The sequence below is a fragment of the Curtobacterium aurantiacum genome (assembly GCF_018598555.1).
In the GTDB taxonomy this organism is placed as follows: Bacteria; Actinomycetota; Actinomycetes; order Actinomycetales; family Microbacteriaceae; genus Curtobacterium; species Curtobacterium aurantiacum.
Genome location: NZ_JAHEWN010000005.1, coordinates 41089 through 55022 on the forward strand (window position 1 = coordinate 41089; position 13934 = coordinate 55022).

At 69.0% G+C, this 13934-nt stretch carries 14 protein-coding genes and 1 tRNA gene; 6 read left to right on the forward strand and 9 right to left on the reverse strand.

Annotation, left to right across the window (positions count from 1 at the left end; translation table 11 throughout):
• The first annotated feature begins 63 nt into the window (after positions 1-63).
• Together KK087_RS06250 and KK087_RS06255 are read left to right on the forward strand one after the other, a co-directional pair.
• Positions 64-603: a peptidylprolyl isomerase gene (locus KK087_RS06250; RefSeq protein WP_194631454.1), complete on the forward strand. Its 540-nt coding sequence runs from the start codon at positions 64-66 to the stop codon at positions 601-603.
• A 7-nt stretch (positions 604-610) separates the two neighbouring features.
• Entirely contained in the window at positions 611-1483 is an 873-nt protein-coding gene (locus KK087_RS06255) for a rhomboid family intramembrane serine protease (protein ID WP_214529246.1), read from the forward strand.
• A gap of 339 nt (positions 1484-1822) precedes the next feature.
• On the opposite strand, the gene KK087_RS06260 is transcribed toward KK087_RS06255, so the two are convergent.
• A complete protein-coding gene (locus tag KK087_RS06260; protein WP_214529245.1) occupies positions 1823-2077 on the reverse strand; it encodes a cell division protein CrgA in 255 nt (84 codons plus the stop codon).
• Between the two features lie 81 nt (positions 2078-2158).
• Between KK087_RS06260 and KK087_RS06265 the strand changes: the two genes are divergently transcribed.
• Positions 2159-2803, forward strand: a complete 645-nt coding sequence (locus KK087_RS06265) for an anthranilate synthase component II (protein ID WP_214529244.1) — start codon at positions 2159-2161, stop codon at positions 2801-2803.
• A gap of 175 nt (positions 2804-2978) precedes the next feature.
• On the opposite strand, the gene pknB is transcribed toward KK087_RS06265, so the two are convergent.
• The 7 genes from pknB to KK087_RS06300 all read right to left on the reverse strand — a co-directional run bounded on the left by pknB (position 2979) and on the right by KK087_RS06300 (position 12175).
• On the reverse strand, positions 2979-4796 hold the full coding sequence (pknB, locus tag KK087_RS06270; RefSeq protein WP_307860005.1) for a Stk1 family PASTA domain-containing Ser/Thr kinase: 1818 nt from the start codon (positions 4794-4796) through the stop codon (positions 2979-2981).
• A 114-nt stretch (positions 4797-4910) separates the two neighbouring features.
• Complete coding sequence (locus tag KK087_RS06275; protein WP_214564558.1) at positions 4911-6692, reverse strand: protein kinase domain-containing protein; 1782 nt, start codon at positions 6690-6692, stop codon at positions 4911-4913.
• Complete coding sequence (locus KK087_RS06280) at positions 6689-8143, reverse strand: peptidoglycan D,D-transpeptidase FtsI family protein (protein WP_214529242.1); 1455 nt, start codon at positions 8141-8143, stop codon at positions 6689-6691. Before KK087_RS06280 ends, KK087_RS06275 begins: the two co-directional genes overlap by 4 nt.
• The gene (locus KK087_RS06285) at positions 8140-9585 is read right to left on the reverse strand and encodes an FtsW/RodA/SpoVE family cell cycle protein (protein WP_214529241.1); all 1446 of its coding nucleotides are present in this window, start codon (positions 9583-9585) and stop codon (positions 8140-8142) included. Before KK087_RS06285 ends, KK087_RS06280 begins: the two co-directional genes overlap by 4 nt.
• Positions 9582-10940, reverse strand: coding sequence for a Stp1/IreP family PP2C-type Ser/Thr phosphatase (locus KK087_RS06290; RefSeq protein ID WP_214529240.1), 1359 nt, complete (start codon positions 10938-10940; stop codon positions 9582-9584). Before KK087_RS06290 ends, KK087_RS06285 begins: the two co-directional genes overlap by 4 nt.
• Positions 10941-10946: 6 nt before the next feature.
• Positions 10947-11498, reverse strand: a complete 552-nt coding sequence (locus tag KK087_RS06295; RefSeq protein ID WP_214529239.1) for an FHA domain-containing protein FhaB/FipA — start codon at positions 11496-11498, stop codon at positions 10947-10949.
• The gene (locus tag KK087_RS06300; RefSeq protein ID WP_214529238.1) at positions 11495-12175 is read right to left on the reverse strand and encodes an FHA domain-containing protein; all 681 of its coding nucleotides are present in this window, start codon (positions 12173-12175) and stop codon (positions 11495-11497) included. Before KK087_RS06300 ends, KK087_RS06295 begins: the two co-directional genes overlap by 4 nt.
• 86 nt (positions 12176-12261) lie before the next feature.
• Between KK087_RS06300 and KK087_RS06305 the strand changes: the two genes are divergently transcribed.
• Positions 12262-12348: transfer RNA gene (locus tag KK087_RS06305), tRNA-Leu, on the forward strand.
• A 78-nt stretch (positions 12349-12426) separates the two neighbouring features.
• On the opposite strand, the gene KK087_RS06310 is transcribed toward KK087_RS06305, so the two are convergent.
• Positions 12427-12906 carry a hypothetical protein gene (locus KK087_RS06310; protein WP_214564559.1) on the reverse strand — a complete coding sequence of 160 codons (480 nt, stop codon included), beginning with the start codon at positions 12904-12906 and terminating at the stop codon, positions 12427-12429.
• 92 nt (positions 12907-12998) lie between these two features.
• On the opposite strand from KK087_RS06310, the gene KK087_RS06315 reads away from it, so the two are divergent.
• The gene (locus KK087_RS06315; RefSeq protein ID WP_214543798.1) at positions 12999-13679 is read left to right on the forward strand and encodes an NUDIX domain-containing protein; all 681 of its coding nucleotides are present in this window, start codon (positions 12999-13001) and stop codon (positions 13677-13679) included.
• Between the two features lie 36 nt (positions 13680-13715).
• The gene (locus KK087_RS06320) at positions 13716-13877 is read left to right on the forward strand and encodes a hypothetical protein (protein ID WP_198657199.1); all 162 of its coding nucleotides are present in this window, start codon (positions 13716-13718) and stop codon (positions 13875-13877) included.
• The last annotated feature ends 57 nt before the right edge of the window (positions 13878-13934 follow it).

A 13934-nucleotide genomic window follows, 5' to 3' on the forward strand; every position in this document is an offset into this window, starting at 1 on the left:
CAGGTCACGGAACCGCAGCTGTGGGATCCGTCCACGGTCAGGAGTACATGCGAGAATCGGAACATGTCTCTGCACACCGCTGTCGCAACGATCCACACCAACAAGGGCGACATCCGCGTCAACCTGTTCGGCAACCACGCACCGAAGACCGTCAAGAACTTCGTCGACCTCGCCACCGGCCAGCAGGAATGGACCCACCCGGGCACGGGCAAGGTCTCGACCGACAAGCTGTACGACGGCGTCGTCTTCCACCGCATCATCAAGGACTTCATGATCCAGGGCGGCGACCCGCTCGGCCAGGGCATCGGCGGCCCGGGCTACCGCTTCGACGACGAGATCTCCCCGGAGCTCACGTTCCAGAACCCCTACATCTTCGCCATGGCGAACGCCGGCATCCAGGGCGGCCGCGGCACGAACGGCTCGCAGTTCTTCATCACCACGGTGGCGACGCCGTGGCTGCAGGGCAAGCACACCATCTTCGGTGAGGTCGCCGACGACGAGTCCCGCGCGGTCGTCGACGCGATCGAGGGCGTGCCGACCGACGGTCGCGACAAGCCCGTCGAGGACGTCGTCATCCAGAGCATCGACGTCGAAGGCGTCTGACCCTCACGTGACCGACCAGGCGTACAACCCGAACAACACCTGCTACCGGCATCCGGACCGGCAGAGCTTCGTCCTCTGCCAGCGCTGTGGGCGGACGATCTGCCCGGAGTGCCAGACGCCGGCGGCGGTCGGGGTGCACTGCCCGGAGTGCGTGCGTGAACAGCGCGCACAGTTCGCAGCGAACCGTCGAGCGTCCGGGGCCCCCAGCGGGTTCACCGTCGCTCGGCGGCGCTTCGCGATGCTCGACCAGAAGGGCACGGTCGTCATCATCGCGATCTCGGCCCTGATCTGGCTGCTCGACCAAGTCAGCGGCCGAGCCCTCACGAGTTGGCTCGCCTTCTACACGCCGGCCATCGGCACGCAGCCCTGGCGGCTCGTGACGGGGCTGTTCGTGCACTCGTCGTTCCTCCACATCGCCTTCAACATGTTCGCTGTCTTCATCTTCGGACGGATCCTCGAGAACATGCTCGGCACGTGGCGGTTCCTTGCGCTGTACTTCTTGGCAGGGCTGGGCGGTGATCTCGCCGTGGCGTGGTTGAGCCCCGGGACCCCGGTGGTCGGAGCCTCCGGAGCGATCTTCGGCTTGTTCGCCGCGTTCTTCATCATCCAGCGAAGCCTCGGCTACAACGCGGTCCAGCTGCTGGTGGTGATGGGTCTCAACCTCGTCATCGGTTTCCTCCCGGGCACGCAGATCTCGTGGCAGGCGCACGTCGGCGGGATCGTGATCGGTTTCGTCACCGGGTACGTGTTCTCCAAGACGCGGAACGTGCGGAAGCAACGGCTGCAGACCGGACTCCTGATTGTTGAGGCCGTCGTGCTGATCCTGGCGATCTACGCCGCCTTCATCAGTATCGGTGGCCTCAGCGTGTGGGGCGCCTGATCCATCCCCTCGAACGCCCCGTCGCACTGCGGCGGGGCGTTCGTCGTTCCCGGCGCTGTTCGTCAAGGTCGTCCACAGTGATCCACAGCGCTGCAGGAAGTTATCCACAGGTGTGGAGAAAGCGGTGAGTTACACCGGTGTGATTATCCCCACTGTGGACTCAGCTGTGGATAACTCCGGGGTGGGGGTGTGGATGGTCGTGTGGAGAGTGAGGAAAAGTGTGGAGAACGACCGGATCGTGGAGGATCTGCGTTCTGCCGCTGACGAGGCTTGTGGAGAACGAGAACGCCCGCCGCACCTTGCGGTGCGACGGGCGTCAGGAAAGCGGCTGGCCGGAGGTCAGCGCCACCGGGTGGTCATGAGGAAGCCGACGAACATGATGCCGAAGCCGATCAAGATGTTCCACGAGCCGAGGCTCGGCACCGGCAGCGTGGCGTTCGAGATGTAGAAGACGATCACCCACACCAGTCCGATGAGCATGAAGCCGAACATGACCGGCTTGAACCACACCGGGTTGGGGGCGTCCCCAGCGGTGTCGACCGAGTCGGCTCGGGTCCTCCGGGCGGGCTTGGTGCGGTCCTTGTCCTTGGCCATGGCCGGTATCCTACCGTGACCACGTGTGTGGATCGGCCCGCGGACCGCCGCACACATCCCCCACGAGTACGGTGAACCGCCATGACCAGGATCCTCGTCGTCGACAACTACGACAGCTTCGTCTACACGCTGAACGGGTACGTGCAGCAGCTCGGTGCCGAGACCGACGTCGTCCGCAACGATGCCTTCCCCGAGTCCGAGATCGCCGACCGCATCGCCGAGTACGACGGGGTGCTGCTCTCCCCGGGTCCGGGGACTCCGGCAGCCGCAGGTGTCTCGATCCCCACGGTGCACGCGGCCATCGCGGCCGAGACCCCGTTGCTCGGCGTCTGCCTCGGGCACCAGGCCATCGCGGAGGCACTGGGCGCCACGGTCACGCACGCCGACGAACTCATGCACGGCAAGACCTCCGAGGTCGACCACGACGACAGCCCGCTCTTCGCCGGCGTCCCGCACCCCTTCACGGCCACGCGCTACCACTCGCTCGCGATCGTCGACGGCACCGTCCCTGACGAGCTCACCGTGACCGCGCGCACCGGTGGCGGGGTCATCATGGGCGTGCAGCACCGCGAGCACCCCGTGTTCGGTGTGCAGTTCCACCCGGAGTCGGTCCTGACCGAGGGCGGCTACCGCATGGTCGGCAACTGGCTCGAGACCACGGGCCTGTCCGGCGCCGCCGAGCGTGCCGCCGGCCTCGGACCGCTCATCGCCACCCACCGAGCCTGACGAACGCCCACGGCGGCAGACGCCGTCGTGTCATCGAGACGCCGCCGAATCCGGCGGCGTCTCGTGCGTTCCGGGGCGTCTCGCCGACACGACGGCGTCTCGCGGTGCGGACAGGGCGCTGGACTGGAGGCTCGCCACCCGTCCGTCAGGACCGAACCGTCAGGACGTGGTCGGCTCAGCGGCCGTCGTCACCCTCGTCGTCGCCGCTGTCCTTGCCGCCGTTGTCGCCACCGCTGTCGTTGTTCGAGGTCGGTGCCTTCGACGGGGCCGCGGAGCGCGCGCAGTAGGTGAGTGTGACGGCGCTGCCCTGTGCGACGTCGCCTGCCGGGGTGTCCTGCTGGGTGACGAGCCCGCCGGTGCACGAGTACGACGGCGCCGGGTTCACGGTGAGGCCGAGCTGCTCCACGGTGGCCTTCGCCGCCGAGTACTGCTGCTGCGTGACGTCGGGCAGCTGCACCTTGCCGTTGGAGATCGTGAGGTTGATCACGATGCCCTTGGTGTGCAGGGACGCCGCCGCGGGGTCGGAGCTCAGCACCGTGCCCTCGGGGACGTCTGCCGAGTAGTCGCTCGAGATCGCGCCGAGCCGGAAGCCGGCGTCGTCGAGCGCCTGTTGCGCCGCCGCCTGCGTCTGCCCCTGGAGTTCGGGGACGGGGACGCGCTCCGGGCCGAGGGAGACGACCACGTTGACGCTCTGGTTGCGCCCGACGTTCACGCCGGAGCCGGGGTCGGTGCGGATGACCGTGCCCTTGTCGACGCTGTCGGAGTTCTCCTCGACCTTGACGGGCTTGAGGGACTTCTTCTCGATGGCACTGGCTGCGGCGCTGTAGGTCGATCCGGCGACGTTCGGGACGCTGACGGAGGACGACACCGGCGGCTTGCCCGGCTGCAGGTTCGCGACGAAGAACACCACGGCGACGATGACGGCGACGGTCAGCAGGATGCCGACCCAGATCCACGCGACCGGCGGGCGGTTCTGCGTGCGCTGCGGTCGGTGCTCGGCGGTGTCGTCGTCGAGCTCGCGGAAGGCCGAGGCGGCGTTGGTCGTCGTGCGGGGGTCGACCCCGAACAGCACGGTCGAGGCGTCGTTCGCGGCGTTCTGCTGCTGCTTCTTGGTCGACGCGGGGACTCGTCCGGCCGCGGCCTGCTGCAGGTCGGTACGGAACTCGGCCGCGTTCTGGAACCGGCGCGTGCGGTCCTTGACCAGTGCGTGGAGTGTCACGGCATCGAGGGCCGGTGACACGTCGGGCGAGATCGTCGACGGCGCGACGGGCTGCTCGCTGACGTGCTGGTAGGCGACCGCCACCGGGGTGTCCCCGAGGAACGGTGCGCGGCCGGTCAGGAGCTCGAAGAGCACGACGCCGGTCGAGTAGAGGTCGGTGCGGGCGTCGACGGTCTCGCCGCGCGCCTGCTCCGGCGAGAAGTACGACGCGGTGCCGAGGATCGACGTGGTCTGCGCAACCGTGGCAGAGGTGTCGGTGATGGCCCGGGCGATGCCGAAGTCCATGACCTTGACCTGGCCACTGTGCGTGACCATGACGTTGGCGGGCTTGATGTCGCGGTGGACGACGCCGGCCCGGTGCGAGTACTCGAGCGCGGTGAGGATGCCCTCGGTGATGCGGACGGCTTCATCAGGTGCCACTGCACCCTCGGCGATGATGTCGGAGAGCGGACGGCCCTCGACGTACTCCATCACGATGAAGGGGACCTGCACCTCGGCGCCCGAGGGCTCGGACACCGTCTCTTCGCCGGCGTCGTACACACGCACGACGGTCGGGTGCGCCATGCGCGCGGCCGCCTGGGCTTCCTGCCGGAAGCGGGTGCGGAAGGCCGGGTCGTTGGCGAGGCTCGGCTTGAGCAACTTCACCGCGACCTTGCGGCCGAGGCGGGTGTCGTTGCCGAGGTGCACGGTCGCCATGCCGCCTCGACCGATCACGTCACCGATCTCGTAGCGATTCGCGAGGAGCGTGATCCCCGCGGTCACACCTTCTGGCACGTACTCCTCCGTCTGTTCGTCCGGCTAGTGTACGGCAGCACCACCTGGTGAGACGCTGGTCGAGGAGGGGTCGACCGAACCGTTACCGAACAGTGTCGAGTCCCCGTCCGGGGGTCAGTCCATCGGGCCACCCTGGCTCGGGTTCGTGCCCTCGCTGGGGTCGATCCCCTCGTCAGGGTTCGTCGGCTGTTCCTCCGTGGGCTCGGTCCACTCGACCTGGGCGCCTGGTGAAGAGGCGGAGACGACCGACGCGTCGGACTGCGGCGACTTGCAGGTCACCTTGTACGACAGGGTCACCTTGCCGTACTGGGCACCCGCGACGGTCACGGCGGTGCCCGAGGTGGAGCCGGAGCTGCTGCCGTTCGAGGGGACCGTGCCGTTGTCGATCGTGTAGGTGTAGCTCACGTCCGAGTAGCCGGCGGGGCAGCTCGTGTACGCGGGCCAGCTGAAGGTCACACGACCGGACTCGCTGACGGTGCCGCCGGTCGCACGCTCGGGAGCCGGTGCGGTCAGGACGTCACCGAAGGCCTTGATGCTGACGAGCGTCCCGGGCGCGAGGCTGCCCTCGGGGCTGAGCGACTCGACGGTACCCACCTGGTCGGACGACGTCGCGTTCGACCCGGGGACGACCTCGGCCTGCAGCCCCTGACCGCGGAGCTGGTTCGCGACCTGCTCGGCGTTCTGCCCCTGGTAGTCGGCTGCCGAGACCGTGACGCGGGTCTCGGTCGGCTCGGGGGTCGGTGTCGGCGTGGGCGTCCGGCTCGGCTTCGGCGTGCTCGAGGACTTCGTCGGCTCCGGCTCCGGGTCGTTGGCGTTCAGGGCGTAGGCACCGATGCCACCCGCGATGGCGAGCAGGACGACGATGCCGACCAGCCACCAGATCCAGGCGCGCTTCTTCTTCGGTTCCTCGGGCTCGTCGGTGACGGGCGAGCGGGGGGTCCCCGGTCCGCCGGCCATCGCGCCGGCCTGGGTGCCGATGAGGGCGGTCGCGGCGTCGTTCCCCTGACCCTGCGGCGGGTTGAAGGCGACGGTGCCGTTCTGCGCGATCGCCGGGACGGCCACGGTGGCTGCGGCGACGTCACCACGACGGAGTGCCTGTGCGGCACGCGCGAGGTTGGCGGCGGTGGCCGGACGGTCGGCGGGCTTCTTCGCGATGCACGAGATCACCAGGGCCGAGACCGGCTCGGGGATGTCCCCGGGCAGCGGCGGCGGCTGCTCGTTGATGTGCGCCATCGCGATCGCGACCTGCGACTCACCGGTGAACGGACGACGGCCGGCGAGGGCCTCGTACGCGACGATGCCGAGCGAGTAGATGTCGGTCGACGGCGAGGCGGGGTGACCGCTCGCCTGCTCGGGCGACAGGTACTGCACCGTGCCCATCACCTGACCGGTCGCGGTGAGCGGGACCTGGTCGGCGATGCGGGCGATGCCGAAGTCGGTGATCTTGACGCGGCCGTCCGGCGTGATGAGCAGGTTGCCGGGCTTGATGTCGCGGTGCACCAGGCCGACCGCGTGTGCGGCCTGCAGGGCGTTCGCGGTCTGCGCGACGATGTCGAGCACCTTGTCGACCGGGAGCGTGTGCTCGCGTTCGATCATGGTCGACAGGGCCTCGCCGGGGACGAGCTCCATCACGAGGTAGGCGCTGCCGTCCTCCTCGCCGTAGTCGAAGACGTTGGCGATGCCCTCGTGGTTGACGAGCGCAGCGTGCCGGGCCTCGGCGCGGAAGCGCTCGAGGAAGCCGGGGTCACCGAGGTACTCGTCCTTGAGGATCTTGAGTGCGACGGTTCGGCCGATGACGAGGTCGGTTGCCTGCCACACCTCTCCCATGCCGCCGATGGCGACCCGGGAGGAGAGCTGGTACCGCCCACCGAAGGTGAGTCCGCTGGTGGGTCTCATTTGTTCAGCACCGCCTCCATGACTTTCTTCGCGACCGGGGCCGCGACCGTGTTGCCCACTCCGGACTGCCCGAGCCCGCCGCCGTTCCCGACGACGACCGCCACGGCGACCTCCGGGTCCTTCGCCGGGGCGAACCCCGTGAACCAGAGCGTGTAGGGATCGCCGGTACCTGCTTCGGCCGTGCCGGTCTTGCCGGCGACGTCCACACCGTCGATCTTGGCATTGGTGCCGGTCCCCGCGCTCACGACGCTCTGCATGGCCTCGGTGAGGTCAGCGGACTCGGAGGACGACAGCGGATCACTGTACTGCCTCGGGGAGAACGACTCGACGGTCTTCAGGTCGCTCGTGGTGATCGAGTCGACGAGCGACGGCTGCATGACCTTGCCGCCGTTCGCGATGCCGGCGGACACCATGGCCATCTGCAGCGGGGAGACCCGGACGCTGGCCTGGCCGAAGGCGCTCAGCATGAGCTGGGCCGTCGAGTCGACGTCGGGGTACTGGCTGGCGGTCGCGGCCATCGGGACCTCGATGGCGTCGCCGAAGCCGTACTTGTCGGCCATGCTCTTGATCGCGTCGTACCCGAGCTTCTGACCGAGTTCCGCGAAGGGGATGTTGCACGAGTACTGGATGGCCGTGCGCAGCTTGACCTTGTCGCCGCCGCCGCACGTGCCGCCCTCGGCGTTGTTGATGTACGAGGTCGTGCCCGGCAGCTGCAGCCGCGACGGGTTCGGGAACGTGGAGTCGAGGTTGTACTTGCCGCCCTCGAGTGCCGCCGAGGCCACCACGAGCTTGAACACCGAGCCGGGGGTGTACAGGTCGCCGCCGATCGCACGGTTCTGCAGCGGAGCGGTCTCGGCGCCGAGCAGGGCGTCGTACTGCCGCTTGACCTCGGCCGTGTCGTGCGAGGTGAGCGTGTTCGGGTCGTAGCTCGGCTTCGACACCATCGCGAGGATCTTGCCGGTCTTCGGCTGGATCGCGACGACGGCGCCGCTGTTCGTGCCGAGGGCGTCGTACGCCGCCTGCTGCACGTCCGGGTCGATGGTCAGGTTGACGTTGTCGCCCTGGACGTCCTGGCCCGTGAGGATCGAGTTGAGGTTCTGGAAGAACGAGGCGTCCGAGTTGCCGGACAGCACGGTGTTCTCCGCGCTCTCGATGCCGGTGTTGCCCTGTCCGATCGTGAAGTACCCGGTGACGGCGGAGTACAGGTCACCGTTGGTGTACTTCCGCTGGTACTGGTACTGGTCGTCCACGGGGGTCGACTCGGCGATCGGGCTGCCGTCCACGAGGATCGCGCCACGCTTGGTCGAGTAACTGTCCAGAATGGTTCGGGAGTTCCGGGAGTCGGCGCGCAACGAGTCCGCCGAGAAGAACTGGATCGAGGTCGTCGACACGAACAGTGCGACGAACATGAGCACGATGACGGTCGAGACACCGCGGAGCTGTCGGTTCATCGACGACGCTCCTTCCTGGTCGCGCGCGCGGACCGCCCGCTCGCGGCGGGGAGCGCACCCTGCTGGACGCGCTGTTCGGCGGGGATCGAGTCGGTCAGGCGCAGCAGCATCGCGGCGATGATCCAGTTGGCGATGAGCGAGGAACCACCTGCGGCCATGAACGGCGTCGTCAGGCCGGTCACCGGGATGATCCGGGTGATGCCACCGACGACGACGAACACCTGCAGGGCGATGATGAAGCCGAAGCCCACGCCGAGCAGCTTGCCGAAGTCGTCCTGCGCCATGAACCCCACACGGATGCCGCGTGACGCGAACATGATGAAGAGCGCGAGGATCGCGAAGACGCCGATCAACCCGAGCTCTTCGCCCAGCGAGGCGATGATGTAGTCGGCGTTGGCGACGGGCGTGATGTACGGGCGGCCCTGGCCGAGCCCGGTGCCGGTGATCCCGCCGTTCGCGAAGCCGAAGAGGCCCTGGACGAGCTGGTAGCTCGCCTGCGTCTCACGGCTGAAGACCTCTTGGTTGAACGGGTCGAGCCACTGCTCGAACCGGCCGTGCACGTACTCGAGGACGCTCTGCGCGACGAGGGCACCACCGATGAACAGCGCGAGGCCGATCGCGACCCAGCTGATGCGCGCGGTGGCGACGTAGATCATCACGAGGAACAGGCCGAAGTACAGCAGCGCCGTGCCGAGGTCGCGCTGGAACACGAGGACGGCCATCGCCGCGCCCCACATCACGAGGATCGGGCCGAGGTCGCGGGCACGTGGGAACGTCATGCCGAGGAACTTCTTGCCGACGATCGACAGCGAGTCGCGGGCGGTGACGAGGTACCCGGCGAAGAACAACGCCATGGTGATCTTCGCGAGCTCACCGGGCTGGAACGAGAACGGCCCGATCTTGATCCACACGCGGGCGCCGCCGATGTTGTTGCCGATGACGGGCAGCATGGGCAGGAGCAGCAGGACGATCGTCAGCGCCATGAAGATGTAGCGGTACCGCTGCAGGAACCGGTGGTTCCGGACGGCGACGAGCGTGATGATCGCCAGGACCATCGCGAGCATCGTCCAGACGATCTGCTTCACGCCGATGGCGTCCCAGCCGGACAGTCCGTTGTGCACGTCGATCCGGTAGATCTCGGCGATGCCGATGCCGTTCAGCACGAGTGCGATCGGCAGGACGAACGGGTCGGCGTTCTTCGCGACGACCCGCAGCACCACGTGCATGACGAGCGCGAGGCCGAGGATGCCGCCGCCGACCCAGAGCACCGACTGGTCGAACAGCCGGCCCTTCGTGCCGAGCTGCACGAGCACCATCGCGCCGGCGCAGATGCCGCACGCGATGACGAGCAGGAACAGCTCGAGGTTCCGCGCGCGGGCGGGCTCACGGAGCTTGATCGTGATCGCCTGGGTGAAGGACTGGGCGGCCGTGGCGGTGCTCATCGCGAGCTCCGCGTCGGGCTCGGTGACGGCGTGGACGAGCGGGTCGGCGAGGGCGACGGTGACGAGCCGTCGTCGCCGTCCCCACCGGTGCCGGCCTGGTCCTCGCCGGTCGCTGCGGCCTTGCGGAGGCGATCGACGATGTCGCGGGCGTCGGAGAGCGACTGCGCGTTGATCGTCGACCGGACGTTCTCGCGGGTGTAGTCCGGCAACGACGAGACCGTGATGTCGGTGTCCTCGTACACGTCGGACAGCGCCAACGGCCCGATCGACTGCTGCACGCCCTTGTAGATCGCGACGGTGCCGCGGTCGGTGCCGACGTAGTAGTGGTCCTGCGTGATCCGCCAGCCGACGAACACCGCGCCGACGAGCACGGCGACGGCCGCGACGAGCGCCACGGTCCAGGACACCCGGCGCCGGATGCGGCGTCGGCGGTCCTCGGCGATGAGCTCCGCGAAGAACTGGTCGGACTCGGGCTCGAAGTGCGAGTCCTCCGGAGCGGTGGTGACCTTGAGCGGGTGCAGCAGGATCGTGGGGAGGCGGATCGGCTTGCGGCCGGTCGACGCCTCGAAGGTCAGGGGTGCCGCGGCGGACCCGACGGTGGTGGCCGCGTCGTCGTCGTCGTCGACCTCGGCGTCGGTGACGTCCATCACGACGACGGTGACGTTGTCGGGGGCGCCGTGGTCGAGCGTCTCCTTCACCAGGCGCTGCGTGACCTGGTTGGCGTCCATGGTCGACGCCAGTGCGTGCCGGATCCGCTCTTCGGCGAGGTACGAGGACAGGCCGTCGGAGCACAGCAGCCAGCGGTCGCCCGGCTGGATGTCCATGATCGCGGTGTCGACCTCGGGTGCCGCGTCGACGTCGCCGAGCACCCGCATGAGCACGGAGCGGCGCGGGTGGACAGCGGCTTCTTCCGGGGTGATCCGGCCGCTGTCGACGAGTCGCTGGACGAACGTGTGGTCGGACGTGATCTGCTGCAGCTCGCCGTCGCGGTGCCGGTAGATGCGGGAGTCACCGATGTGCGCGATCGCGATCTGGTCGCCCACGCGGATCATGGCGGACACCGTGGTGCCCATGCCGGTGAGTTCCTGGTGCTCGAACACGGTCTCGGTGATGAGCTGGTTCGCCGCGATGAGCGCCGACTGCAGCGCGAACTCGGCGTCGTGCGCCGAGGGGAACTCGCGGTCGACCTCGCGGATGCGCCGGATCGCGATCGCCGAGGCGACGTCGCCGCCGGCGTGCCCGCCCATGCCGTCCGCCACCGCGAACAGGTGCGCCCCGGCGTAGCCGGAGTCCTGGTTGTTCGCGCGGATGCGCCCCACGTGGGACACAGCGGCGCTCAGCGTGCGAGCGGTCATGCCGGGTTACCGCCGCAGCTCGAACGTCGTCGTCCCGATCGTGATCGGCGTGCCTGCCGCCACGAGGACGGGAGCGCTCACCTTCTGACCGTTGACGAAGGTGCCGTTCGTGGACTCGAGGTCGGTGAGGAGCCAGCCGTCGGCACGGAGGTCGAGGCGGGCGTGGTTGGTCGAGGTGTAGTCGTCACGGATCACGACGTTCGATTCGCTCGAACGCCCGATCGTGATCGGGCCGCCGCCCAGCGGCATCTCCATGCCTTCGCGCGCGCCCTCGGTGATGACGAGGCGGGCGGCGACCGGCGAGGCGGACTGCTGCGTGCCTCCCGGCCGTTCGATCAGGTCCGTGAACGCACCGCTCGAGGCGGGGCCGGGGGCCGCCGCCGCAGGGGCGGTGGGGGTGCTCGGCCCGGACGGGGCCGACTTGGGATCGGTCGGGATCGTACGCACGCGCTGGCCGAACAGATCGCTGCGCAGGGCGAACACGATCACGAAGACGAACAGCCAGAGCACCGCGAGGAACGCGAAGCGCAGGACGAGCAGGGTCAGGCCTGTTGTCATCGAGCACCTCCGTCGTTCTCCGGGATCACCCGGAACACCATACGGGTACGACCGATCTCGATGGTGGAGTCCGGCTCAACGATCGCCTGCTGGAAGTGCTGACCGTTCAGCTTCGAGCCGTTCGTGGAGCCGAGATCGGTGGCCTGTGCGTGCTTGCCGTCCCACAGGACCTCGACGTGCTTCCGGCTCGTCCCGGTGTCCGCGATGGTGATGTCCGCGTCGCTGCCGCGCCCGATCACCGTGCGTCCGCGGTGCAGACGGTGGCGCTGGGAGCCGATGTCGAGCACCGGGATCCACGCGACGTCGCGCTGCACGGTGGTGGAGTCGATCTGCAGGATGCCCGTCGAGAGCGTGCCGTCCTGCTGGAGCCGGATGGTGACCGGGCCGGAGAACGAGTAGTTCTGCGCCACGGCGTGTTGGTGCACCATCTGGGTCAGTTCGTCGATGAGCGGACGGCCGACGTCGTTCATGCGGGTGAAGTCCGGCGGCGCGAGGTGCACGGTGAACTCGTTCGGCACGAGGATGCGCTCGCGGGAGACCACTGCGGCCTTCGTGTCGAGCTCGCGCCGGAGGGCGCTCGAGATCTCGACGGGCTGCACCCCGGAGCGGAAGGTCTTCGCGAACGCACCGTTGACGGCGCGTTCCAACCCTCGCTCGAAGTTGTCCAGCAGGCCCATGCGTCTCCCGTGTCGTCGGTCGTCAACCACTGCATGGTAGTGGTTGGCGTTGACACCCGTCTGTGCGTGGTAGTGTTTCGGGGCTGGCGCGAGTGGCGGAATTGGTAGACGCGCACGGTTCAGGTCCGTGTGCTGGAAACGGCGTGGGGGTTCAAGTCCCCCCTCGCGCACCAGGCGAAGAACAGGAACGGCCCCGGAGCAATCCGGGGCCGTTTCCTGTTTCCGGGGGTCGATCCGGGGTCGGTCCCCGATCAGGACCGATCCGGCTCCGACGTGTGGTCGGCGTCCGGCCTGGAGGCACGGCTCGGCCCCGACACGCCGGTTCCGCGGATCCCGTGGCCGGTTCGTGCCGCGTCCGTCGCCGCGAAGAACGGGCGCGCGGTGGGCAGGAAGAGCAGGACCGCGGCGACGACCGACAGCGCGATCGTCAGGACCGCGAGCTCGCCCCCGGTGAGGCTGAGGACCGCGCGGAAGGCCGCGACGACCACGAGCACGATGCGCGCGACCCGGGAACCCGCGGCCATCCGGAACACCGCCCAGGCCACCAGGGCCCAGAGCACCAGGGCCACGATCCCGGCGAGGACCGGCGCCCGTCCGGTCATGGCGTTCGTCGCGGAGAACTGGAGCACCGTGGACGCGACGCAGGCGGCCACCCACACCAGCCACAGCACGAAGGACACGGTGACCACCTGCGGTCGGTCCGGTCGTCGGGGGATGAACGTCCTGGTCATGCTGCACCGTCCTCTGCCGCTCCCTGGTGCGGCACCTCGAGCGTACCGACCGGGGCAGCGCGGGGCCGTGGTGCCCCGCTAGCGTGACCGGGGTGACCGACGAACCCACGACCGTTCCCCGCCCCGGTGTCGACGTGCCCGATGACCGTGGGCGGACCGGGCTCGACGCCGTCGGCCGCGACCTCGACCGCAACCCGGACGTGGTCGTGCGGGACGTCGAGGTGGTGTCGAACGGCTGGCACGTGCTCCGGCGCACGACCCTCGACGTCCGGCGCCGCGACGGTCGGTGGGACCGGCAGCAGCGCGAGACCTACGACCGGGGCAACGGTGCGACCGTGCTGCCGTACGACGCCGAGCGCGGCACGGTGCTGCTGACCCGGCAGTTCCGGTGGCCCGCGTACGTGAACGGGCACCCGGACGGCATGTTGATCGAGGCGGCGGCGGGACTGCTCGACGAGGACGACCCCGAGACCGCCGTCCGCCGCGAGGCCGTCGAGGAACTCGGCATCCGGCTCGGCGCCCTGGACCGCCTGGGCGACGTCTTCATGAGCCCGGGGTCGGTCACCGAACGGGTCCACTTCTACGTCGGCGCGTACACGCCGGCGGACCGGGTCGAGGCCGGCGGTGGTGTGGAGGACGAGGGCGAGGACATCGAGGTGCTCGAGGTCGCGCTCGACGACGCGCTCGCGATGGTCGCGGACGGCCGGATCGCCGACGGCAAGACGATCATGCTGCTGCAGTGGGTGGCGCTCCGGCGCGCAGCCGCTCGCTGAACGGGGCTGGGTACCGGTCCGCGTACCGTCCGGACCATGACTGATTCGACGACACCGGACGGATCCAGCGATCCCACCGAGACCCAGCAGCAGTACACCGAGGACCTCCCCGACGGCTCGTCCACGGGCGACGCGACGGAGGACCCGCAGCAGGACAGCGACGTCGACTCGGGCGGCGAGCCCGCCGACCCGCAGTAGCGGCGACTGACGACGGACGGGAGGCGCGGTGCCAGCTGGCACCGCGCCTCCCGTCGG